1 protein-coding gene is annotated in these 840 nt (G+C 21.2%); it reads right to left on the bottom strand.

What is annotated here, in order from left to right; all coding sequences use genetic code 11:
• Positions 1-379 precede the first annotated feature (379 nt).
• The gene (locus RI76_RS02720) at positions 380-832 is read right to left on the bottom strand and encodes a hypothetical protein (protein WP_026072063.1); all 453 of its coding nucleotides are present in this window, start codon (positions 830-832) and stop codon (positions 380-382) included.
• Positions 833-840 lie beyond the last annotated feature (8 nt).

The following is an 840-nucleotide window of genomic DNA, read 5'->3' as shown; positions in this document are numbered from 1 at the left end:
ATTGCATATTCGATCTTATAATGATGCTTTATACATTAAAATACGTTATTTTGCGTTCAGTTTTAGTTGTTTAAGTGTTTATTTAACAACCAACTTATAAAAATTTTATTTATCTTTTTTTAATTTAATTCTTTTTATTCATCCGTTTATCAATCCTTTGACACTATAAACTTTTATTTTTTAAGTCTCACATATAAAAATTTCGTTAAAAGAAACTCATTTTTATACATTCGACCCAAAATAAAAGTTTATTTAACGTGTTAAGAATGATAAACGGATGTATATTGATGAACGAAAGAAATAAAAACTTAAATGACTTCTATAACTTAATTAACATTATTAAATATCAAAAATTATATATCAAATTAAAAAACTAAAACTAAAAATCATTTTCATTATTTTCTATAATTAAAGGAGTTTTTATATTATTTAATTGTTGTTTTAACCTTAAATTTTCTTTTAATAATCGTTCTGTATCATTATTAAATGGTTTGTCTTTGTTATCTGCATTATTTTCTTTTTCATCAAAAACACCTTCCGCAAAATTAAGGCCGCCATTTTCATCAAATTCTTTAATCATTCTTTGGACGTGCTCACGATAAATACCTAAATAATTACCCATTTGAGCCATTATTCTAATTAAAGCGCCATATTCTCTTAAATTAATCTTTCCGTTTTTCATATGATTAACAACTTCTCTTAATTCATCACTAAAATCATATTTTTCTTGTAATTCTTTAATATATAAATAAAACCAATAAACAAAAATACCAAAAAATAAAGAAATTAAAGAAATAAAAATTTTAGACTCTATTAAATTATTAATTTCCATTTTAAAAA

The sequence above is a fragment of the Milkweed yellows phytoplasma str. MW1 genome, from assembly GCF_000309485.1.
Lineage (GTDB): Bacteria > Bacillota_I > Bacilli_A > Acholeplasmatales > Acholeplasmataceae > Phytoplasma.
This window is presented reverse-complemented; position numbering and strand designations above follow the sequence as displayed.